Annotated in this window: 21 protein-coding genes and 1 other RNA gene; 17 read left to right on the forward strand and 5 right to left on the reverse strand. The window is 64.0% G+C overall.

Translation table 11 applies throughout. The annotated features are described in order from the left end of the window. Positions 1-9 precede the first annotated feature (9 nt). The 14 genes from rplF to RZV17_RS05160 all read left to right on the forward strand — a co-directional run bounded on the left by rplF (position 10) and on the right by RZV17_RS05160 (position 10,946). Positions 10-537: a 50S ribosomal protein L6 gene (rplF, locus tag RZV17_RS05095; protein ID WP_039565326.1), complete on the forward strand. Its 528-nt coding sequence runs from the start codon at positions 10-12 to the stop codon at positions 535-537. An 88-nt stretch (positions 538-625) separates the two neighbouring features. Further along, the gene (gene rplR / locus RZV17_RS05100; RefSeq protein WP_005993383.1) at positions 626-985 is read left to right on the forward strand and encodes a 50S ribosomal protein L18; all 360 of its coding nucleotides are present in this window, start codon (positions 626-628) and stop codon (positions 983-985) included. A 158-nt stretch (positions 986-1,143) separates the two neighbouring features. After that, positions 1,144-1,686 (forward strand): 30S ribosomal protein S5, encoded by a 543-nt coding sequence (rpsE, locus tag RZV17_RS05105; protein WP_003486682.1) that lies wholly within the window; start codon positions 1,144-1,146, stop codon positions 1,684-1,686. Beyond that, positions 1,679-1,870: a 50S ribosomal protein L30 gene (gene rpmD, locus RZV17_RS05110; RefSeq protein ID WP_003486678.1), complete on the forward strand. Its 192-nt coding sequence runs from the start codon at positions 1,679-1,681 to the stop codon at positions 1,868-1,870. The genes rpsE and rpmD overlap by 8 nt, the downstream gene beginning before the upstream one ends. Before the next feature lie 4 nt (positions 1,871-1,874). Continuing rightward, the gene (gene rplO, locus RZV17_RS05115) at positions 1,875-2,318 is read left to right on the forward strand and encodes a 50S ribosomal protein L15 (protein ID WP_003486676.1); all 444 of its coding nucleotides are present in this window, start codon (positions 1,875-1,877) and stop codon (positions 2,316-2,318) included. Positions 2,319-2,325: 7 nt separating this feature from the next. After that, positions 2,326-3,693: a preprotein translocase subunit SecY gene (gene secY, locus RZV17_RS05120; protein ID WP_355607695.1), complete on the forward strand. Its 1,368-nt coding sequence runs from the start codon at positions 2,326-2,328 to the stop codon at positions 3,691-3,693. Between the two features lie 332 nt (positions 3,694-4,025). After that, a complete protein-coding gene (rpsM, locus tag RZV17_RS05125) occupies positions 4,026-4,382 on the forward strand; it encodes a 30S ribosomal protein S13 (protein ID WP_003486672.1) in 357 nt (118 codons plus the stop codon). Positions 4,383-4,392: 10 nt separating this feature from the next. Next, positions 4,393-4,785 carry a 30S ribosomal protein S11 gene (gene rpsK, locus RZV17_RS05130; RefSeq protein WP_003486671.1) on the forward strand — a complete coding sequence of 131 codons (393 nt, stop codon included), beginning with the start codon at positions 4,393-4,395 and terminating at the stop codon, positions 4,783-4,785. 15 nt (positions 4,786-4,800) lie between these two features. Beyond that, the gene (rpsD, locus tag RZV17_RS05135) at positions 4,801-5,427 is read left to right on the forward strand and encodes a 30S ribosomal protein S4 (RefSeq protein WP_002811641.1); all 627 of its coding nucleotides are present in this window, start codon (positions 4,801-4,803) and stop codon (positions 5,425-5,427) included. 53 nt (positions 5,428-5,480) lie between these two features. Beyond that, positions 5,481-6,479 carry a DNA-directed RNA polymerase subunit alpha gene (gene rpoA, locus RZV17_RS05140; RefSeq protein ID WP_002811635.1) on the forward strand — a complete coding sequence of 333 codons (999 nt, stop codon included), beginning with the start codon at positions 5,481-5,483 and terminating at the stop codon, positions 6,477-6,479. Between the two features lie 180 nt (positions 6,480-6,659). Next, positions 6,660-7,043, forward strand: coding sequence for a 50S ribosomal protein L17 (gene rplQ / locus RZV17_RS05145; RefSeq protein ID WP_003486665.1), 384 nt, complete (start codon positions 6,660-6,662; stop codon positions 7,041-7,043). A gap of 321 nt (positions 7,044-7,364) precedes the next feature. Beyond that, on the forward strand, positions 7,365-7,883 hold the full coding sequence (locus tag RZV17_RS05150) for a disulfide bond formation protein B (protein WP_039413213.1): 519 nt from the start codon (positions 7,365-7,367) through the stop codon (positions 7,881-7,883). A gap of 452 nt (positions 7,884-8,335) precedes the next feature. Continuing rightward, on the forward strand, positions 8,336-9,733 hold the full coding sequence (locus RZV17_RS05155; RefSeq protein WP_355607699.1) for a class II 3-deoxy-7-phosphoheptulonate synthase: 1,398 nt from the start codon (positions 8,336-8,338) through the stop codon (positions 9,731-9,733). A gap of 85 nt (positions 9,734-9,818) precedes the next feature. Further along, positions 9,819-10,946: a mechanosensitive ion channel family protein gene (locus tag RZV17_RS05160; protein WP_104581681.1), complete on the forward strand. Its 1,128-nt coding sequence runs from the start codon at positions 9,819-9,821 to the stop codon at positions 10,944-10,946. A 178-nt stretch (positions 10,947-11,124) separates the two neighbouring features. Here the strand turns inward: RZV17_RS05160 and RZV17_RS05165 are convergent, their stop codons facing one another. The 3 genes from RZV17_RS05165 to typA all read right to left on the reverse strand — a co-directional run bounded on the left by RZV17_RS05165 (position 11,125) and on the right by typA (position 15,162). Next, positions 11,125-12,738 carry an amidase gene (locus RZV17_RS05165; RefSeq protein ID WP_355609187.1) on the reverse strand — a complete coding sequence of 538 codons (1,614 nt, stop codon included), beginning with the start codon at positions 12,736-12,738 and terminating at the stop codon, positions 11,125-11,127. Positions 12,739-12,843: 105 nt separating this feature from the next. Continuing rightward, the gene (locus tag RZV17_RS05170) at positions 12,844-13,314 is read right to left on the reverse strand and encodes a DUF2127 domain-containing protein (RefSeq protein WP_047695379.1); all 471 of its coding nucleotides are present in this window, start codon (positions 13,312-13,314) and stop codon (positions 12,844-12,846) included. 18 nt (positions 13,315-13,332) lie between these two features. Then, a complete protein-coding gene (typA, locus tag RZV17_RS05175; protein WP_039413200.1) occupies positions 13,333-15,162 on the reverse strand; it encodes a translational GTPase TypA in 1,830 nt (609 codons plus the stop codon). Positions 15,163-15,404: 242 nt separating this feature from the next. On the opposite strand from typA, the gene RZV17_RS05180 reads away from it, so the two are divergent. Next, positions 15,405-15,899, forward strand: coding sequence for a peptidylprolyl isomerase (locus RZV17_RS05180; RefSeq protein WP_039413197.1), 495 nt, complete (start codon positions 15,405-15,407; stop codon positions 15,897-15,899). Between the two features lie 118 nt (positions 15,900-16,017). Further along, positions 16,018-17,004: a malate dehydrogenase gene (locus RZV17_RS05185; protein ID WP_039413194.1), complete on the forward strand. Its 987-nt coding sequence runs from the start codon at positions 16,018-16,020 to the stop codon at positions 17,002-17,004. A gap of 189 nt (positions 17,005-17,193) precedes the next feature. Here RZV17_RS05185 and RZV17_RS05190 read toward each other — a convergent pair whose 3' ends face one another. Both RZV17_RS05190 and RZV17_RS05195 read right to left on the reverse strand, forming a co-directional pair. After that, positions 17,194-17,808, reverse strand: coding sequence for a glutathione binding-like protein (locus RZV17_RS05190; protein ID WP_039413192.1), 615 nt, complete (start codon positions 17,806-17,808; stop codon positions 17,194-17,196). Between the two features lie 38 nt (positions 17,809-17,846). Continuing rightward, positions 17,847-17,921: non-coding RNA, sX9 sRNA (locus RZV17_RS05195), on the reverse strand. Positions 17,922-18,192: 271 nt separating this feature from the next. On the opposite strand from RZV17_RS05195, the gene RZV17_RS05200 reads away from it, so the two are divergent. Next, positions 18,193-20,130: a chloride channel protein gene (locus RZV17_RS05200; protein WP_355609190.1), complete on the forward strand. Its 1,938-nt coding sequence runs from the start codon at positions 18,193-18,195 to the stop codon at positions 20,128-20,130. The last annotated feature ends 55 nt before the right edge of the window (positions 20,131-20,185 follow it).

The raw sequence follows: 20,185 nt of genomic DNA on the forward strand, positions 1-20,185 counted from the left end.
GAATCGAACATGTCCCGTGTAGCCAAGAAGCCTGTGTCCCTTCCGAAGGGTGTTGAGCTTAACGTCCAGCCTGAGCTGGTCAGCGTCAAGGGCCCGAAGGGCACCCTGACCCTGCCCAAGCCGGTGGGTGTGGAAATCGCCATCGATGGCGACGTCGCCACGCTGTCGGCCAATGATCCGTCGCAGATCGCCATCACCGGCACCGTGCGCGCCATCCTGGCCAATATGGTCAAGGGTGTGTCCGAGGGCTTCGAGCGCAAGCTCGAGCTGGTCGGCGTCGGTTACCGTGCCGCCATGCAGGGCAAGGACCTGAGCCTGGCGCTCGGTTTCTCGCACCCGTTGGTGTTCGTGGCGCCGGAAGGCATCACGCTGTCGACCCCGACCCAGACCGAAATTGTGGTCCAGGGTGCCGACAAGCAGCGCGTTGGCGAAGTCGCCGCCAAGATCCGCGGTTTCCGTCCGCCGGAGCCCTATAAGGGCAAGGGTGTGAAGTACGCCGGTGAAGTCATCATTCGCAAGGAAGCCAAGAAGGCTTAATGGCGAGTCCCTCGCAAGAGCCCGCACATCCATGTGCGGACTTTTGACAGGAACGCGCTCTTCCTTCAGCTTCCGTAGGACACATATCATGAGCATCAACAAGAATATTGCCCGCCTGCGTCGTGCCAAATCGACCCGTGCACACATCCGTGAGCTGGGCGTCGCCCGTCTGTCGGTGCTGCGCACCGGTCAGCACCTGTACGCGCAGGTCTTCACTGCCGACGGCTCCAAGGTGATCGCTGCTGCTAACACCCTGCAGGCCGACGTCAAGGACGGCCTGAAGAACGGCAAGAACAGCGATGCGGCCGTCAAGGTCGGCAAGCTGATCGCCGAGCGCGCCAAGGCTGCTGGCATCGAGAAGGTCGCCTTCGACCGCTCGGGCTATCGCTATCATGGCCGCATCAAGGCGCTCGCCGACGCAGCTCGCGAAGGCGGCCTGCAGTTCTAAGTACTGCTGCGGATGTGGTCATGGACCACATCCGCGATACCGCCGGCAGGGAGATGCCGGACCGACCCGTTCTTTTGCAGCGGCATCGGGAACACTGCGTGACTCCACAACCATAAGCGGCTTCGAGCCGTACATACTCAATCAATCAAGGAATCAAGATGGCAGAAGAACGTGCACCGCGGGGTCGTGATCGCGACCGTAACCGCGAAGAGAAAGTCGACGATGGCATGATCGAAAAGCTGGTTGCGGTCAACCGCGTCAGCAAGACGGTCAAGGGCGGCCGCCAGTTCACCTTCACCGCGCTGACCGTGGTCGGCGATGGTCTGGGCAAGGTCGGTTTCGGTTATGGCAAGGCGCGCGAAGTGCCGGTTGCCATCCAGAAGTCGATGGAGCAGGCGCGCAAGAACCTGGCCACTGTCGATCTGAATAACGGCACCTTGTGGCATGCCGTCAAGTCGGGCCATGGCGCAGCACGCGTGTACATGCAGCCGGCTTCGGAAGGTACGGGCGTCATCGCAGGCGGCGCCATGCGCGCAGTGCTGGAAGCGGTCGGCGTCAAGAACGTGCTGGCCAAGGCTGTTGGTTCGCGTAATCCGATCAACCTGGTCCGTGCAACCCTGAAGGGTCTGTCGGAAGTACAGTCGCCGGCGCGTGTTGCGGCCAAGCGCGGCAAGAAGGTGGAGGAGCTCAACCATGGCTAAGGACACCAACAAGACCGTGAAGGTGCGCCTGGTGCGTGGCCTGCGTGGAACCCAGTCGCGTCACCGTCTGTCGGTGCGTGCGTTGGGCCTGAATAAGCTCAACGATGTGCGTGAACTGAAGGACAGCCCGCAGGTGCGTGGCCTGATCAATACGGTTCACTACCTCGTCAAGGTTGAGGAGTAATCCCATGACTCTGCGTCTTAATGACCTCAAGCCCGCCGATGGCGCACGTACCGAGCGTACCCGCGTCGGTCGTGGTATCGGTTCCGGCCTCGGCAAGACCGCTGGTCGCGGTCACAAGGGTTCGTTCGCTCGTAAGGGTGGCGGCAAGATCAAGGCCGGCTTCGAAGGCGGCCAGACCCCGATGCAGCGTCGTCTGCCGAAGATCGGTTTCCGCTCCAAGATGGCGCGCGACACCGCTGAAGTGTTGTCGTATCAGTTGGACAAGCTGGACGCCGGTGATGTCGATTTCGCAGCGCTGCGTGCGGCCAATCTGGTCCCGAGCCGCGCCAAGAAGGCGAAGATCGTGCTGAAGGGCGAGCTGAGCAAGAAGTTCGTACTGAAGGGCGTTGCGGCAACCGCAGGCGCCAAGGCAGCAATCGAAGCTGCCGGCGGCAGCGTAGAGGAGTAATCGGCAGATGGCGCAGGCTGGCATTGGTAACCTCGGTGGCGGGCTCGGCAAGTTCACGGAACTTCGCCAGCGGCTGCTGTTCGTCCTCGGGGCATTGATCGTCTATCGCATCGGCTGCTATGTGCCGGTGCCGGGCGTGAATCCCGATGCCATGCTTTCGTTGATGCAGGCGCAGGGCGGCGGCATCGTGGACATGTTCAACATGTTCTCGGGCGGCGCCCTGCACCGTTTCAGTATTTTTGCGTTGAATGTGATGCCGTATATCTCGGCGTCGATCGTGATCCAGTTGGCCACGCACATCTTTCCCGCGCTCAAGGCGATGCAGAAAGAAGGTGAGTCCGGCCGACGCAAGATCACCCAGTATTCGCGTATCGGTGCGGTGCTGCTGGCAGTGGTGCAGGGCGGTAGTATCGCGCTGGCGCTGCAGAATCAGACCGCGCCGGGTGGCGCTCCCGTCGTGTATGCGCCGGGCATGGGTTTCGTGCTCACTGCGGTGATTGCGTTGACCGCCGGTACCATCTTCCTGATGTGGGTTGGCGAGCAGGTGACCGAGCGTGGCATCGGTAACGGTGTATCGCTGATCATCTTCGCGGGCATCGTGGCGGGTCTTCCGTCTGCTGCGATCCAGACGGTCGAGGCGTTCCGCGAAGGCAATCTGAGTTTCATCTCGCTGCTGTTGATCGTCATCACCATCCTGGCGTTTACGCTGTTCGTGGTGTTCGTCGAGCGCGGGCAGCGGCGGATCACGGTCAACTACGCGCGCCGCCAGGGCGGTCGCAATGCGTACATGAACCAGACCTCGTTCCTGCCGTTGAAGCTCAACATGGCCGGCGTGATCCCGCCGATCTTTGCATCCAGCATCCTGGCATTCCCGGCGACGCTGTCGATGTGGTCGGGTCAGGCGGCGTCGGGTAGCGGTGTGGGCTCGTGGTTGCAGAAGATCGCCAACGCGCTGGGTCCTGGCGAGCCGGTGCACATGCTGGTGTTTGCGGCGCTGATCATTGGTTTTGCATTCTTCTACACCGCGCTGGTGTTCAACTCGCAGGAAACTGCCGACAACCTCAAGAAGTCGGGCGCGTTGATTCCGGGCATCCGTCCGGGCAAGGCGACGGCCGACTATGTTGATGGCGTGCTGACCCGTCTGACCGCAGCCGGCTCGTTGTATCTGGTGATCGTCTGCCTGCTGCCGGAAATCATGCGCACGCAGTTCGGCACCTCGTTCCATTTCGGCGGTACCTCGTTGCTAATTGCGGTGGTGGTGGTGATGGACTTCATTGCCCAGATCCAGGCGCACCTGATGTCGCATCAGTATGAGAGCTTGCTGAAGAAGGCCAACCTCAAGGGCGGCTCGCGCGGCGGTCTGGCGCGCGGTTAAGTGGTACACTAGATCTTCATTACGTGAAGACGGCCTGGTTCCCGGGCCACGATCTTCCGATCAGAAGGGCGGCTCGCGCGACGTCTCGCGCGCGGGTGTGACGGGGTGGTCCTGTGCGGGAGTAGCACAGGCGATTCGGAGAGGTTTTCTGGATCAACACCGTCCGGCGCCGGAGCGAGGGCACACTCCCCACGCCGGGTCCATGGAACCTCTGGTTCCACGGGCTTCAAAGCAATCCGAGGCCTTGCTATAATTCCGAGTTCACTTTTGATCCATCCTGCCGGATGGCGCCTGGGCGCTGTCGGGCCATCACTCAGTTGGAGAATCGCGTCATGGCGCGTATTGCAGGCGTCAACCTGCCAGCCCAGAAGCACGTCTGGGTCGGGTTGCAAAGCATCTACGGCATCGGCCGTACCCGTTCGAAGAAGCTCTGCGAATCCGCAGGCGTTACCTCGACCACGAAGATTCGTGATCTGTCCGAACCCGAAATCGAGCGCCTGCGCGCCGAAGTCGGCAAGTATGTCGTCGAAGGCGACCTGCGCCGCGAAATCGGTATCGCAATCAAGCGACTGATGGACCTGGGCTGCTATCGCGGTCTGCGTCATCGCCGTGGTCTCCCGCTGCGTGGTCAGCGCACCCGTACCAACGCCCGCACCCGTAAGGGTCCGCGCAAGGCGATCAGGAAGTAAGGGATAGATCATGGCCAAGCCAGCAGAAAAGAAAACGAAGAAGAAGATCAAGCGCGTCATCACTGACGGCGTCGCTCACGTCCACGCTTCGTTCAACAACACCATCGTCACCATCACCGATCGCCAGGGCAATGCACTGTCGTGGGCTACGTCCGGCGGCGCCGGTTTCCGTGGTTCGCGCAAGTCGACCCCGTTCGCTGCTCAGGTTGCCGCCGAAAAGGCTGGCCGCGCTGCGCTCGACTACGGCGTGAAGTCGCTGGAAGTACGTATCAAGGGTCCGGGTCCGGGCCGTGAGTCGGCCGTGCGTTCGTTGAACAACGTGGGCTACAAGATCACCAACATCATCGACGTGACGCCAATCCCGCACAACGGGTGCCGTCCGCCGAAGAAGCGTCGCGTCTAAAGGGAGCGATAAGAAATGGCTCGTTATATCGGTCCTACCTGTAAGCTCGCCCGCCGCGAAGGCGCCGACCTTTCCCTCAAGAGCCCGGCGCGTGCGCTGGACTCCAAGTGCAAGCTTGAGCAGAAGCCCGGCCAGCACGGCGCGGCTCGCAAGGGCAAGCTCTCCGACTACGCCACCCAGCTGCGTGAAAAGCAGAAGGTCAAGCGTATCTACGGTCTGCTGGAACGTCAGTTCCGCAACTACTACAAGAAGGCCTCGACCAAGAAGGGCAACACCGGCGAGAACCTGCTGCAGTTGTTGGAAACCCGTCTGGACAACGTGTGCTACCGCATGGGCTTTGCCGTCACCCGTCCGGCCGCGCGCCAGCTGGTGTCGCACCGTGGCGTGCTGGTCAATGGCAAGTCGGTGAATCTGGCCTCGTACCAGATCAAGGCTGGCGATGCGATCACGCTGTCGGAAAAGGCACAGAAGCAGCTCCGCGTGCAGGAAGCCCTGACCGTGGCTGAGCAGCACGACATGACGCCGTCGTGGGTTGAAGTCGATTCGAAGAAGTTCAGCGGCGTGTTCAAGGCCGTTCCGGATCGCGCTGACCTGCCTTCGGATATCAACGAAGCGCTGATCGTCGAGTTGTATTCGAAGTAATTCACATTGGAGAGCCTCCGGCATTGCCGGAGGTTCGCAGGAGACCCCGCAACATGACGGTTACCGCCAACCAGGTTCTGCGCCCCCGTGGTCCGCAGATCGAACGTCTTACCGACAACCGTGCCAAGGTCGTGATCGAACCCTTGGAGCGCGGTTACGGGCACACGCTGGGCAATGCCCTGCGTCGTGTGTTGTTGTCGTCGATCCCCGGTTTTGCGATCACCGAGGTCGAGATCGACGGCGTGCTGCACGAGTACACCACGGTCGAAGGTTTGCAGGAAGACGTGCTTGACGTCCTGCTGAACCTGAAGGATGTGGCCATTCGTATGCACAGTGGCGATAGCGCCACGCTGTCGTTGTCCAAGCAGGGTCCGGGCACGGTCACTGCGGCCGACATCAGGACCGATCACAACGTTGAGATCATCAACGGCGACCACGTGATCTGCCACCTGACCAAAGACACCGCACTGAACATGCGCCTCAAGATCGAGCGTGGGTTTGGCTACCAGCCGGCTGCTGCGCGTCGTCGTCCGGACGAGGAGACCCGTACCATCGGTCGCCTGATGCTGGATGCGTCGTTCTCGCCGGTGCGTCGCGTTGCTTACGCCGTGGAAGCTGCACGCGTCGAACAGCGTACCGACCTCGACAAGCTGGTCATCGATATCGAAACCAATGGCACGATCGATGCCGAGGAAGCCGTGCGCACCGCCGCCGACATCCTCAGCGATCAGCTGTCGGTGTTCGGCGATTTCACCCACCGCGATCGCGGTGCGGCCAAGCCGGCTGCCAGCGGCGTGGATCCGGTGCTGCTGCGCCCGATCGACGACCTCGAGCTGACCGTGCGTTCGGCCAACTGCCTGAAGGCCGAGAGCATCTACTACATCGGCGATCTGATCCAGAAGACCGAAGTGGAGCTGCTCAAGACCCCGAATCTGGGCAAGAAGTCGCTCACCGAAATCAAGGAAGTGCTGGCACAGCGCGGCCTTGCACTGGGCATGAAGCTGGAGAACTGGCCGCCGGCCGGCGTCGCCCAGCACGGCATGCTTGGTTAATGCATCAAGGCATGGGCGTCTTCGGGCGCCCATGCTGTTTTTTACATCGACGGGCCAGAGCCCGCGATGACATCCGGTCAAAGGACGGCCGGCTCGGACCAACCGCAGTCCATTCAACAGCGCCAGGATGGCGACAACGTCTCTCAAAGCAGTCTCAACATTCTTTAGGAAATCACACTCATGCGTCACCAGAAATCCGGTCGTAAGTTCAACCGCACCAGCGCGCACCGCGAAGCCATGTTCCGCAATATGGCCGCTTCGCTGTTCAAGCACGAGCTGATCAAGACCACCTTGCCGAAGGCCAAGGAACTGCGTCGCGTCGCCGAGCCGCTGATCACCATCGGCAAGGTCGATGGCGTTGCCAACCGTCGGCTGGCGTTTGCCCGCCTGCGCGACAAGGAAGCAGTGGGCAAGCTGTTCGTCGAACTGGGCCCGCGTTACGCGACCCGTCCCGGCGGCTACCTGCGCATCCTGAAGGCCGGCTTCCGTGCCGGTGACAATGCGCCGATGGCGTATGTCGAGCTGGTCGACCGTCCGGTCGTGGCAGAGGAAGTGGCCGAGTAATCGGATCTCACCTGCAGGATTCTCGAAAAGCCCGGCTGATGCCGGGCTTTTTGTTTGGCATGTACTCGCCATGTGCGGCAGGTGTCCGTCAGCGCGTTTAGGATGCTGCGCGAGGGGTATTGCCCTGCTCCGTGCATGGGTTGCGGGCGCGTTCGGGGTGCGTGCCGTCGATCGGCAGAGCGCAGTGGCCGGATGCAGACTGAGTCGTCAGGCTGGCCTGCGGCGTTCTTCGCAGCATGCGACGGGGCACGTGGAGGCATGCGTGGTCACGGCCGCGGCGATGACTGATAATCGGGGCTCGAACCTAGGCAAGCAGTAACGATGAATCCATTTCGTTGGGGTTTTCGGGCGCAGTTTCTGTTGGGCTTTCTCGCGTGTGCAGGACTGCTGGCCTATGCGATCTATGTGCAGTTGCACCTTGGACTCGAACCATGCCCGCTGTGCATCTTCCAGCGCATCGCGTTTGCCGCCCTGGCCGTGTTCTTCCTGCTGGGCGCATTGCATGGGCCGCGGCGCGCTGGGGCGCGCAAGGTCTACGGGGTGTTGAGCTTCATTGCGGCAGGCGTGGGCATGGGCATCGCGGCGCGGCATGTCTGGGTGCAGATCCGCCCCAAGGACATGATGTCGTCGTGCGGTCCGCCGCTCAGCTTTCTGAGCGAGACGATGGGGCCATTTGAAGTGTTCCGTACCGTGCTGACCGGCACTGGTGACTGCGGCAACATCGATTGGCGTTTTCTGGGCCTGAGCATGCCGATGTGGAGCATGGTCTGGTTTGTCTCGCTTGCGCTGTGGGCGCTGTACGCCGGCTTCAAGGCACGACGCAGCTCGGTTCACCACTGACGCGTGGTGTGCGGTTGAATGTATGGCGACGGCGGCCGGAGCCTCGCGGCGGAGGCCTGCTGCCGACCTGAGGACGCGGTAGCCCGTGGTTGCACCGCGCTTTCGCACAGACGGTATCCAGCTCGGTGATCTGCGGGGCGGTAGCCTCGGCGGCCGAGACGGAGGACAGCAGGATGGAGGCGATGGCAGCGGAGACAGGCCGGGGGCATGGCGGTCGCACGATTGGCTAGTGAGAGGATATGTAACCCCTCAACATTCTGCTCGCGAGCGACGCTGGCGTAGATCGGAGGTCGTATCCGCTGTGGGCGCTTTGCTTGCCGTTCAGTCGCGTTCGCCGTAGCAGTGCAGGTTCTGTCGGCGACGGCGCCCAATGCTGGCAGTAGACTTCGCATCGCTGCTTTGCCTGACGCGCCCGGCTCTGCCACCATCACGGGCTGTCCAGGAGCCTCGTCATGAATCTTTCCGCCCCAACTTCCGTTTCCGATGCCGCTGCCTCGTCGTGGGCGCCCGGCAGCTGGCGCGGCAAACCTGCGCTGCAGCTGCCGGTGTATCCGGACCAGGGCGCGTTGCAGGCGGCCATGGACGAGTTGGGACAGCTGCCGCCGCTGGTGACCTCATGGGAGATCTTCGCGCTCAAGCGCCAGCTGGCCGAAGCCCAGGAAGGCAAGCGCTTCCTGCTGCAGGGCGGCGACTGTGCGGAAAATTTCAGCGATTGCGAATCGGGCACCATTTCCAATCGTCTCAAGGTGCTGCTGCAGATGAGCCTGGTGCTGGTGCACGGCCTGCGCCTGCCGGTGGTAAGGGTGGGCCGCTTTGCCGGGCAATACGCCAAGCCGCGCTCGGCCGATACCGAAACCCGTGATGGTGTGACCTTGCCGAGCTATCGCGGCGATGTGATCAATGCGCCTGCCTTCACCGAGGCGGCACGTGTGCCCGATCCGCGCCGCATGATCACCGCGCATTCGCGCTCGGCGATGACGATGAATTTCGTGCGCGCCTTGATCGACGGCGGCTTCGCCGACCTGCACCATCCCGAGTACTGGAATCTGGACTGGGTGGGCTATTCGCCGCTGGCCGCGGACTACCAGAAGATGGTGGCTTCGATCGGCGATGCGGTGCGCTTCATGGAGGCCTTGTCCGGCTCGGAGGTGTACAACCTCAATCGCATCGATTTCTACACCTCGCACGAAGCACTGCTGCTGCCGTACGAAGAAGGCCTGACCCGGCAGGTGCCGCGCCAGTGGGGCTGGTTCAACCTCAGCACGCACTACCCATGGATCGGCATGCGCACCGCGGCGCTGGATGGCGCGCACGTGGAGTACCTGCGCGGTGTGCGCAATCCGATCGCGATCAAGGTGGGGCCGTCGGTGCAGCCGGACCAACTGCTGCGCCTGATCGATGTGCTCAACCCCGAAGACGAGCCGGGACGTCTGAGCTTCATCCATCGCATGGGTGCTGCACAGATTGCCGAAAAACTGCCGCCGCTGCTGGACGCGGTCAAGCGTGACGGGCGCCGCGTGCTGTGGGTGTGCGATGCGATGCACGGCAATACCGAGAGCACCGGAAATGGCTACAAGACCCGGCGTTTCGACAATATCCGCAGCGAGGTGGAGACCTCGTTCGACCTGCATGCGGCAGCCGGCACGCGGCTGGGTGGCGTGCATCTGGAACTCACCGGCGAAGATGTCACCGAGTGCACCGGTGGCGCGCGCGAGTTGACCGAGCGCGATCTGGAGCGCGCGTACCGCTCCAGCGTGGATCCGCGGCTGAACTACGAACAGTCGCTGGAAATTGCGATGGCAATCGTGCGCAAGCAGCAACAGGTGGCGTCGCAACCGCTGGGCGCATGAGCGGCGTGTGCGCATGACGTGACGCTCATGCCGCTTGCGGCATGCTCTGGCAGCCATCCCTCTCTCCCCCCACAGGAGGAACGGTTTGACTGCCGATTGGAACGTCATCCGCGAATACGCAATCCCGCTTGGCGCCGCGCTGCTGGCCGGTGCTGGCACCTGGGCGCTGATGCTGTGGCTGTTTCGCCGCATGCAGGGCCGCGACTACCGCCGTGCGCGCATCATCCGCGTGATCACGCTGCCGGCGGCGTTCATCCTGCCGCTGTTGTTCCTGGGTGTTGCCACCGAGGCCACGCCGCTGACCGGCAAGGCGCTGGCGGCAGTGCAGCATCTGTTGCATGTCGGCATCGTCGGCTGCGTAACCTGGTTGCTGGTACGCGCGGTGGCGGCCGGCGAAGCGGCGATCCTGCGCAGCAATCCGATCGAAGTCTCCGATAACCTCACCGCCCGACGCATCCAGACCCAGACGCGGGTGCTGAGCCGCGTCGTGATGGGCACGGTGATCCTGCTCGGCATTTCGGTGGTGCTGCTGGGCTTTGAGCAAGTACGCCAGATCGGCAAGACCTTGCTGGCCTCGGCCGGCATCATCGGGCTGGTGGCCGGTATTGCGGCCAAGCCGGTGTTCGGCAACCTGATCGCCGGATTGCAGATTGCGTTGACCCAGCCGATCCGTCTGGACGATGTGGTGATCGTCGAAGGCGAGTGGGGCCGTATCGAAGAGATCGGCAGTTCGTATGTGGTGGTGCGGATCTGGGATGAGCGGCGCATGGTGGTGCCGCTGACCTGGTTCATCGAAAACCCGTTCCAGAACTGGACGCGCGCCAGTGCGGACCTGCTCGGCACCGCGTTCCTGTGGCTGGATTACCGCACGCCGATCGCGGCGGTGCGCGCGGAACTGGAACGCATCTGTCAGAGCGAGCCGCTGTGGGATGGCCGCGTCTGCGTCACCCAGATCACCGATACCAGCGACAACACCATCCAGGTGCGATTGCTGGTAAGCGCGCGCAATTCCGGCGATGCGTTCGATCTGCGCTGCCTGGTGCGCGAACGCATGATCGACTTCCTGACCCGCGAGCACGCCTATGCGCTGCCCAGGATCCGCGCCGAGATTGCGGCACAGGAAAAGCCGGTGTCGCGTGCCGCAGAACCGATCTCGCCAGAGAGCGTGCGTTCGCCGGGTGCGGAAGACGGCGAGCCTGCAGCATCGATCTAGCGTTGCCGGCAGCATGCCTGGTCGCGTCGGTGTGCGTCGGGGGCCAAGCGGTTCGCCAGGCTGCGCATCGGACGGACGACGATGCGCAGCTGCCTGGACGGCGAGCAGCGCGACAGCCGGCTAATGCCGCCTCACTGCGTCGATGTCCGTACCGCCGCCGCGTTGCCTTGCGGTGTAGTCAGTCGGCCGTCTTCGGTTGCGATGCGCCCGGTGCCGCCGGCGGTGCGCTCGGCGCGTAGCCGGGCGCGAACCGCGCGTGGCTGCGTTGCTCGTAGGCATAGGCCAGTTCGATCAGGCGAGGCTCGCTCCAGGCAGTGCCCATGAATAGCAGTCCGAGCGGCAAGCCTTGGGTCTGCCCCATCGGCACGCTCAGGCTTGGATACCCGGCCACTGCCGCGGCGCCGTAGCCGGCACCGGGAAAGGTGTCGCCCTTGCCGAGCGTGGTGACCCAGGCGGCGCCGGTGGTCGGCACGATCAGCGCGTCCAGGCGGTCGGCCTTCAAGGCCGCGTCGATGCCTTGTTCGCCAGCGAGCCGTCTGGCGCTGGCACGCGCGCGCAGATAGCCCGGGTCCTCCAGGCCCGGCGCAGCCTGCGCCTGCTCGAACAACTCCTGGCCGAAGTAAAGCATTTCGCGCTGCGCATTGGCGCGATTGAAGGCAATCAGGGCCTCCAGATCCTTGACCGGCGCGGCATGGCTGCGCAGGTAGGCATTCAAGCCGGCCTTGAATTCGACCAGTAAGACCATCTGCTCAGCAGCATCCCACTTGCCATCCGTGACCAGGGCAGCCTCAACCACCGTGGCACCTGCCGCGCGCAAGGTCTGTACGGCGCGATCCAATGCGGCGGCGATCGCGGGATCCTCGCGCAGTGGATTGCGCAGCAGGCCCAGGCGCGCGCCGCGCAGGCCGTCGGGTTTGAGGTGGGCGAGATAGTCTGGAGTGGACAACGGCGCAGTGCGCGTGGCCAGGTCCTGCGGGTCGGGTGCGACGATGGCCTGAAGCAGCGCGGCCGCGTCGGCCACGCTGCGCGTCATCGGCCCGGCGGTGTCCTGGCTGGCCGAGATTGGAATGATGCCGTCGCGGCTGACCAGGCCAACGGTCGGCTTGAGTCCGACCAGGCCATTGACCGCGGCCGGGCAGGTGATGCTGCCATCGGTTTCGGTGCCGATGCCGAGCGTGGCCAGGCTGGCGGCGATCGCCGCGCCGGTGCCGGCGCTGGAGCCGCACGGGTTACGGTCCAGCGCATACGGATTGCGGGTCAGCCCGCCGCGGGCGCTCCAGCCGGAGCTGGACTGGGTGGAGCGGAAGTTGGCCCACTCGCTCAGGTTGGTCTTGCCCAGGATCACGGCGCCGGCCGCCCGCAGGCGCTGCACCAGGAAGGCGTCGCGTGTCGGGCGGGATCCGGCCAGGGCCAGCGAGCCGGCACTGTTGACCATGGGCAGCGCGTCGATGTTGTCCTTGAGCAGCACCGGAATGCCATGCAGCGGCCCGCGCACGCGGCCGGCGCGGCGCTCTGCATCCAGCGTGCGCGCATCGGCTTCGGCCTGTGGATTGAGTTCGATCACGGCGTTGAGCTGCGGGCCGGCGTGGTCGATGCTGGCGATCCGCTGCAGATAGCCGCGCGTCAGCGCCAGGCTGGTGGTGCTGCCATCACGCATGCGGGCCTGCAGGCCGGCGACATCGGCATCGACCAGATCGAGCGTAGCGGTAGACGGAGCGGCTGCGGTTGCCGGGCGTGCCGGGTCATCGGCATGCGCGCAGCTGCACAAGGCCAGCGACAGCGCAAAGGACAGGACGGTGGATCGCATGGATGATCTTCCCCGGGAACTGTCCGCAGGCTAACGCCGCTGCGTCGGGGTGACAACGGATAAGACGTGCCCGCAGACGGGCAGGGCGGGTCAGCGGCGCCGACGCCGGACCAGATCGCGCGCCAATACGCCGACCACGATCAGATTGATCGCCAGCACGGCCCAGGCGGTCCAGCCGGGATGGCGGACGATGGCGTAGATATCGAAAGGCAGATAGATGGCCGCCGACAGGCAGCCCAGCACCGAGGCCCAGGCCCGGGCACGCCACAGGCCCCACGCTTCGACCACATGCAGCAGGCCATAGGCCAGCATGGCCGCGGCAGCCAGGTGTACGGCATCGGGGTTGATGGTCTTGAGCAACGACGGCAGTGCGCCGTGGTCGGGGTCCAGATTGAAACGGCGGATCAGCGTACTGACCGCATGCTGCAACGGAAGCGGGCCCAGAATTTCCAGGCCCGTCGCCGCCAGCAACGCAAGCGTGCCCTTGACCGCCTCCAGCAAGGCGATCGCGTGGAGGCCCGGATGCGCGCGCGCATCCGGGCTGTAGGGCGTGTTGCTCACGACAGTGGTCGTCAGTGCTTAGCCGGAACGGCCAGCGCGCTTACGGTCGCTTTCAGTCAGGAACTTCTTGCGCAGGCGGATTTCCTTCGGGGTGACTTCCACCAGCTCGTCGTCCTCGATGAAGTCCAGCGCCTGTTCCAGCGTGTACTTGATTGCCGGGGTCAGCTTGATCGCATCGTCCTTGCCCGAAGCGCGCATGTTGGTCAGCGGCTTGGTCTTGATGGCGTTGACGGTCAGATCGTTGTCCTTGGAGTGGATGCCGATCAGCTGGCCTTCGTACACGTTGTCGCCTTCAGCGGCGAACAGGCGGCCACGCTCTTCCAACGGCCCCAGTGCATAGGCCGGCGTTGCGCCCGGTGCATTGGCAATCATCACGCCGTTCTGGCGCTTGGCGATGGCGCCCTGTTCCTTCGGACCGTAATGGTCGAACACGTGGAACAGCAGGCCCGAGCCCTGGGTCAGGGTGCGGAATTCGTTCTGGAAGCCGATCAGGCCGCGCGCCGGGATCATGTAATCCAGACGCACGCGGCCCTTGCCGTCCGGCTCCATGTTCTTCAGCTGGCCCTTGCGGGTGCCCAGCTTTTCCATCACGCCGCCCTGGTGCTGTTCTTCGATGTCCACCACCAGCTGTTCGATCGGCTCCATCAGCTTGCCGTCGATTTCCTTGATGATGACTTCCGGGCGCGACACGGCCAGCTCGTAGCCTTCACGGCGCATGTTTTCGATCAGCACCGACAGGTGCAGTTCGCCACGGCCGGAGACCAGGAACTTGTCGGCGTCGGAACCTTCCTCGACCTTCAGTGCCACGTTGTGCACCTTCTCGCGGTCCAGACGGTCGCGCAGCTGGCGGCTGGTCAGGAACTTGCCGCCGGACAAGTCCTTGTTGCCGGCGAACGGCGAGTTGTTGACCTGGAAGGTCATCGAGATGGTGGGCTCGTCCACGGTCAGCGCCGGCAGCGCTTCGGGGTGATCGAGCGCACACACGGTGTCGGAGATGGTCAGTTCCTGGATGCCGGAGATGGCCACGATGTCGCCAGCCTCGGCGGTGTCCTGCTCGATGCGTTCCAGGCCGAGGAAGCCCAGCACCTGCAGCACCTTGCCTTGACGCTTCTTGCCTTCGCGGTCGATCACGCTGACCGGCATGTTCTTCTTCAGCACGCCGCGCTGGATGCGGCCGATGCCGATCACGCCGACGAAGTTGTTGTAGTCCAGCTGGCTGATGCGCATCTGGAACGGGCCGTCCGGGTCAACGTCCGGGGCCGACACGTGCTGCATGATCGCTTCGTACAGCGGAGTCATGTCGCCGTCGCGCACGTCCGAATCCAGGCTGGCGTAGCCGTTCAGTGCGGAGGTGTAGACGATCGGGAAGTCCAGCTGTTCGTCGGTGGCACCGAGCTTGTCGAACAGGTCGAACACCTGGTCGATCACCCAGTCCGGGCGTGCGCCGGGACGGTCGATCTTGTTGACCACCACGATCGGCTTGAAGCCCATCGCGAAGGCCTTCTGGGTCACGAAGCGGGTCTGCGGCATCGGGCCGTCCATCGCGTCGACCAGGATCAGCACCGAGTCCACCATCGACAGCACGCGCTCGACTTCGCCACCGAAGTCGGCGTGTCCCGGGGTGTCGACGATGTTGATGCGGTTGCCCTGCCAGGTGATGGCGGTGTTCTTGGCCAGGATCGTGATGCCACGTTCCTTTTCCTGGTCGTTGCTGTCCATCACGCGCTCAGCCAAGACGGTGCGTTCGGACAGGGTGCCGGACTGCTTCAGCAGGCAGTCGACGAGGGTGGTCTTGCCATGGTCGACGTGCGCGACGATGGCGATATTGCGGAGTTTTTCAATGGACATGCGGAAAGGGCCCCTGTCTGGCGCCAGTCTTGAGATGAGGTAAGCCCGACATTATAGCGGTTTCGTTGCGCTGCCGTTGCCAATTGACCAAAGTCGATTCAGATCGCCCATTCAGCCAGCGTGACGGACCGGGCGCGGTGGCAGGCAGGAGCGTTGGACCATGGTCGTATCCGCGCGGTCGTCCACGCGCCCGGGTGTATCCTAATGGGCTGTTGATCACCCCAGAACCTGCAAGGATTTCCATGTCCCTGATCGCCACTTTCGACACGTCCCGCGGCCCGATCGTCGTCGAGCTGTACCCGGAGAAGGCGCCGCTGACCGTTGCCAACTTCGTCAACCTGGCCAAGCGCGGCTTCTACAACGGCCTGAGCTTCCACCGCGTCATCGCCGACTTCATGATCCAGGGCGGCTGCCCGGAAGGGTCCGGCCGCGGCGGCCCGGGTTACCGGTTCGAAGACGAGACCAATAACGGCGTCGGCCACGAGCGCGGCGTGCTGTCCATGGCCAATGCCGGCCCCAACACCAACGGCAGCCAGTTCTTCATCACCCACACCGCCACGCCGTGGCTGGACGGCAAGCACACCGTGTTCGGTAAGGTCACCCAGGGCCTGGACGTGGTCGATAGCGTTGCCCAGGGCGACACCATCAACACCCTCACCATCGAAGGCGATACCGACGCCGTGCTGGCCGCCAAGGCCGACCGCGTTGCGGAGTGGAACAAGATCCTCGCCGCCTGATCGCATCCTGTCGAACGGCCGCCCTGTGCGGCCGTTCGCTTGTCAACGCGCGCCGCCAGGCCCTGGGCCCCGCCAGCGCGCCACCCCCACCAACGCTTTTTAGCAGAGGAAACACCCCATGAAAGCACCTGTTCGTGTTGCTGTGACCGGCGCCGCCGGCCAGATCGGCTATGCCCTGCTGTTCCGTATCGCCTCGGGCGAAATGCTGGGCAAGGATCAGCCGGTCATCCTGCAGTTGCTTGAACTGCCGCTCGAGAAGGCGCAGGCCGCCCTCAAGGGCGTGATGATGGAACTGGAAGATTGCGCGTTCCCGCTGCTGGCCGGCATGGTCGGTACCGACGACGCCGAAGTGGCATTCAAGGACGTCGATGTCGCCTTGCTGGTGGGTTCGCGTCCGCGCGGCCCTGGCATGGAGCGCAAGGACCTGCTGCTGGCCAATGCGGAGATCTTCACCGCGCAGGGCGCGGCGTTGAACAAGGTCGCCAAGCGCGACGTCAAGGTGCTGGTGGTCGGCAACCCGGCCAACACCAATGCCTATATCGCGATGAAGTCGGCGCCTGACCTGGACCCGAAGAATTTCACCGCCATGCTGCGCCTGGACCACAACCGCGCGCTGAGCCAGCTCTCGGCCAAGCTCGGCAAGCCGGTCGGCGGCATCGAAAAGCTGGTGGTGTGGGGCAACCACAGCCCGACCATGTACCCGGACTACCGTTTCGCCACCGCTGACGGCGCCTCCATCGGCGATGCGATCAACGACCAGGAATGGAATGCGTCCACCTTCATCCCGACCGTGGGCAAGCGCGGCGCGGCCATCATCGAAGCCCGTGGCCTGTCCTCGGCTGCGTCGGCTGCCAATGCGGCCATCGATCACGTGCGCGACTGGGTGCTGGGCAGCAACGGCAAGTGGGTCACCATGGGCGTGCCGTCGGACGGTTCCTACGGCATTCCGGAGGGCGTGATGTTCGGCTTCCCGGTCACCACCGAAAACGGCAAGTACACCATCGTCAAGGATCTGCCGATCGACGACTTCAGCCAGAAGTACATCGACAAGACCCTGGCCGAGCTGGAAGAAGAGCGCAGCGGCGTGTCGCACCTGCTGGGCTGAGTCATACGTGTGTCGCAAGTAAAAAACGCCGGGCACTGCCCGGCGTTTTTTTGTGGCTGCATGCCGCTGGTTTCGCCAAGCGATGCGATGCACGGCGATGGTGCGCCTGAGGCGGGGTGCCTTGCGACGTGCATCTTCAGCGATGCACATCGCTGGCAGCCACGTCGCGTCACCAGGCAGCGGTGGCGTTTACGCCAGGCCTTCGGCCGACAGCGCAGCCTGCACATCGGCGTCGGCCTGCATGCGCTGGAAGAAGGCATCCAGTGCGCTCAGCCCGCTCAGATCCACGCCTGCCTTGTTGGCCCAACGCACCGTCACGAACAGATAGGCATCGGCTCCGGTATGGCTGTCGCCGGCCAGCCACTGGCGGTCTTGCAGATGTGCATCGACGCGGGTGTAGAGCGTGCGCAACTTGCTGCGTGCGTCGTCTTGGCTGCGCGCAATCAAGGCCTCGTCCTGCAGATAGGCGGTGCTGCCGAAGATGGGCTTGAAGGCCGGATGCACATCGGCATTCGAAAAGGCGATCCAGCGATTGATCTCGGCGCGGCTGCGCGCGCTGCCATCGCCGCCCAGGCCGGTAAGCGGGGCGATGTCGGCGATGTAGTTGAGGATGGCGGCATTCTGGGTCAAGGCCCAGTCGTCGACGACCAGCAGTGGCACCGCACCGGCCGGGTTCAGGCGCAGATACTCGGGCGACTTCATGGTGGCTGCATCGACCACGACCAGGTCGAAGGGCAGCCCGGACCAACGCAACACGATGTGATCTGCCAGCGAACAGGCGCCCGGCTTGGTGTAAAGCTTCATGGTCAATCCAATGAGGAACAGGTGCGCAAGCTTAGAGCAGCCAACAGAACGTAGCGAGCAGTCGTCAGCTAGCTGTGGACAGCGCGCTCGGAACCGGAGTACGCGTGGTACATGCCGATTCCGGGCGCCGACCGCGCCCGCCTGGCGGCTGCACAGTGGTGTTGTCAGCCGCTTCTAGGCGGGTGTATGCCGCTGCCGTGCGGTCGTCCGGCCGGTCGCGCGCGGGGGGCGGGCGGCTGCGTGTGGCCATCGAATGCGCATGCAAGGCGAGCCAGGTGGCGCATGTAGGGCGCCGCCGGCTCGATGCGACGAGAGAAAGAGCTAGACGTCTTTGTTGCGGTGTCCTGCCTGGCGCGTGGGAGGTCGCGTGCGCGATTGAACGACATGCCTCGCCGATGCGGTGCGCGCGCCGATTTAAGTTCCAGCCAGCTACTACGAGGTGATCGGCGTAGCCTTTGCCGCGTCGCATTTTCTGGCGTTTCCCCCTTGAACGACTCTGCTCCCACCACGCAATCACGCGCGGCGATTCCGCTTGTCCCATCGTTGGGCACCGCGCAGGTGCAGGCCCACTTGCCGCAACAATCTCCACCGTTGGAACGTCGCGTAATCTGGATCGCCAGCCTGAGTGTGATGCTGGCGTTCGTGGTGGCCGGCGTGGCGCAGGTGCTCACCGCGTTGATCGGACTGGTGACCAATCTTGCGTACTTCGGGCGCCTGCGCACCGAGATGGTCAGCCCGGCAGGACACGCACTGGGTGCCTTGGCCATTGCAGTGCCGGTGATCGGTGGAGTGATCGTCGGCATCATGGCCCGCTATGGCTCGCGCGCGATTCGCGGGCACGGCATTCCCGAAGCGATGGAACAGGTGTTGCGCAACGACAGCCGCATTCCGCCGATCATGACCTGGCTCAAGCCGACATCGTCTGCGGTGGCGATCGGGACTGGCGGGCCGTTTGGTGCGGAAGGGCCGATCATCGCCACCGGTGGCGCGCTCGGTTCGCTGCTGGGGCAGCGGCTGCATGTCACTGCCGACGAGCGCAAGACCTTGCTTGCCGCAGGTGCAGCCGCGGGCATGGCCGCGATCTTTGCGACACCGATCGCAGCGGTGGTCCTGGCGATCGAATTGCTGCTGTTCGAACGCCGCGCGCGCTCGTTGATTCCGGTGGCATTGGCTGCGATGGTCGGCGCTGCGATGCATGCTGTGTTCGAAGGCAGCGGGCCGGTATTTCCGATGCCGGCATTGCCGCCGGCGATGCTGAGCGCATTGTTCGCCTATGTCGCGATGGGCGCGCTGGTCGGTGCGATCAGCGTTGGGGTGACGCGTCTGACCTACGGCATCGAAGACGCGTTCGAGCGGATTCCGGTGCACTGGATGTGGTGGCCTGCGATTGGTGGCCTGGTCGTCGGCATTGTCGGCTATTGGGTGCCGCGCACGTTGGGTGTGGGCTACGACAACATCATTTTCGTGCTGGGCGGCAGCGCGGGGCTGGGCACGATGCTGGTGCTGTGCGTTGCCAAGCTGGTGTCCTGGTCGGTGGCGCTGGGCAGCGGCACGTCCGGCGGCACGCTCGCACCGTTGTTCACCATCGGCGGCGCATTGGGTGGCGTGCTGGGGATCGCGTTGGCGACGTATGCGCCCGTCCTGGGCGTGGATCCGCGAATGGCGGCACTGGTGTGCATGGCGGCGATGTTTGCAGGCGCATCACGCGCATTTCTGGCGTCGGTGATCTTTGCCTTCGAAGCCACGCAGCAAACGCACGGGTTAGTGCCGTTGTTGGGTGCCTGCGCGGCGGCGTATCTGGTGTCGGGCCTGATGATGCAGCACACGATCATGACTGAAAAAATCGTGCGTCGCGGTGTTCGCGTTCCATCGGACTACAGTGCGGATCACCTGGATCAGATTGCCGTGCGTACCGTGTGCAGCCGCGACGTGGTGAGCCTGCATGAGACGCAAACCCTGCACGAGGTACGCCAGTGGTTGAGCAGTGGCGCAGCAGGCATCACCCATCACGGCTTCCCCGTGATCGGATCCGACGGTGCGCTGCGGGGCGTGCTGACACGCTGCGATCTGCTCGATTCCCGCCACGCAGACGACCTGCCGCTCTGCGCACTCGTGCAACGCGCACCGGTGGTAATCGGTGAAGAGCACTCGTTGCGCGATGCCGCCGATCACATGAGCGATGCCGGGGTGGGGCGGTTGGTGGTCGTCGACGGGGCGCAAACATTGCGCGTGGTCGGCATCGTCACGCGTAGTGATCTACTGGCGGCGCACCGCGGACGCCTGCGTGCATCACGCGATATCACGTGCAGCGCGATGCAGTAGATCGTTATCCGTGGGAACGGCGGCAAACACTGCGTGCATGCGGGCGGCGGTAACG

Source organism: Xanthomonas cannabis (assembly GCF_040616535.1).
Taxonomy (GTDB): domain Bacteria; phylum Pseudomonadota; class Gammaproteobacteria; order Xanthomonadales; family Xanthomonadaceae; genus Xanthomonas; species Xanthomonas cannabis.

Coding starts and splice junctions, on each gene's coding strand:
- rplF (WP_039565326.1), top strand. CDS start 10: ATGTCCCGTGTAGCCAAGAAGCCTGTGTCCCTTCCGAAGGGTGTTGAG.
- rplR (WP_005993383.1), top strand. CDS start 626: ATGAGCATCAACAAGAATATTGCCCGCCTGCGTCGTGCCAAATCGACC.
- rpsE (WP_003486682.1), top strand. CDS start 1,144: ATGGCAGAAGAACGTGCACCGCGGGGTCGTGATCGCGACCGTAACCGC.
- rpmD (WP_003486678.1), top strand. CDS start 1,679: ATGGCTAAGGACACCAACAAGACCGTGAAGGTGCGCCTGGTGCGTGGC.
- rplO (WP_003486676.1), top strand. CDS start 1,875: ATGACTCTGCGTCTTAATGACCTCAAGCCCGCCGATGGCGCACGTACC.
- secY (WP_355607695.1), top strand. CDS start 2,326: ATGGCGCAGGCTGGCATTGGTAACCTCGGTGGCGGGCTCGGCAAGTTC.
- rpsM (WP_003486672.1), top strand. CDS start 4,026: ATGGCGCGTATTGCAGGCGTCAACCTGCCAGCCCAGAAGCACGTCTGG.
- rpsK (WP_003486671.1), top strand. CDS start 4,393: ATGGCCAAGCCAGCAGAAAAGAAAACGAAGAAGAAGATCAAGCGCGTC.
- rpsD (WP_002811641.1), top strand. CDS start 4,801: ATGGCTCGTTATATCGGTCCTACCTGTAAGCTCGCCCGCCGCGAAGGC.
- rpoA (WP_002811635.1), top strand. CDS start 5,481: ATGACGGTTACCGCCAACCAGGTTCTGCGCCCCCGTGGTCCGCAGATC.
- rplQ (WP_003486665.1), top strand. CDS start 6,660: ATGCGTCACCAGAAATCCGGTCGTAAGTTCAACCGCACCAGCGCGCAC.
- RZV17_RS05150 (WP_039413213.1), top strand. CDS start 7,365: ATGAATCCATTTCGTTGGGGTTTTCGGGCGCAGTTTCTGTTGGGCTTT.
- RZV17_RS05155 (WP_355607699.1), top strand. CDS start 8,336: ATGAATCTTTCCGCCCCAACTTCCGTTTCCGATGCCGCTGCCTCGTCG.
- typA (WP_039413200.1), bottom strand. CDS start 15,162: ATGTCCATTGAAAAACTCCGCAATATCGCCATCGTCGCGCACGTCGAC.
- RZV17_RS05180 (WP_039413197.1), top strand. CDS start 15,405: ATGTCCCTGATCGCCACTTTCGACACGTCCCGCGGCCCGATCGTCGTC.
- RZV17_RS05185 (WP_039413194.1), top strand. CDS start 16,018: ATGAAAGCACCTGTTCGTGTTGCTGTGACCGGCGCCGCCGGCCAGATC.
- RZV17_RS05190 (WP_039413192.1), bottom strand. CDS start 17,808: ATGAAGCTTTACACCAAGCCGGGCGCCTGTTCGCTGGCAGATCACATC.
- RZV17_RS05200 (WP_355609190.1), top strand. CDS start 18,193: ATGCCTCGCCGATGCGGTGCGCGCGCCGATTTAAGTTCCAGCCAGCTA.